1 pseudogene is annotated in these 385 nt (G+C 62.3%); it reads right to left on the bottom strand.

Annotated elements, in window-relative coordinates:
* Nucleotides 1-330: pseudogene (locus NE591_RS13170) on the bottom strand (sodium:solute symporter); the annotation flags it as partial.
* Nucleotides 331-385 lie beyond the last annotated feature (55 nt).

Raw genomic sequence — 385 nt, 5'->3', positions numbered from 1 at the left:
CTCCGGCATGGTGGATGCCTGCAGACGATGGGTCGTCTCGCGGGTACGGGGGCCTAAGACCCACCAGGCGAGCAGCGAGCCGATAATGGCGTTGCCGATGCCGGCCCACGTGGCCGAGATGCCGTACTTGAAGCCGAACTGGCCCGCATAGCCGACGAACACCACGGCCGAGGAATAGCTCGTACCATAGGCGAAGGCGCTCATCCACGGACCGACGTTGCGGCCACCCAGGATGAAGCCATCCACGGTGCCCGTGTGCCGACGGCAGTAGATGCCCACCGCCACGGCCACGGCCACGAAGGCGATTACCAAAAGAACTTTCGCGATCATTTCCATCTTCTTTCCTTCCAGTGTGCGGATACGTCCGATGGCGCACACGACTTTT

This window comes from Adlercreutzia sp. DFI.6.23, assembly GCF_024462535.1.
In the GTDB taxonomy this organism is placed as follows: domain Bacteria; phylum Actinomycetota; class Coriobacteriia; order Coriobacteriales; family Eggerthellaceae; genus Adlercreutzia; species Adlercreutzia rubneri.
This window is presented reverse-complemented; position numbering and strand designations above follow the sequence as displayed.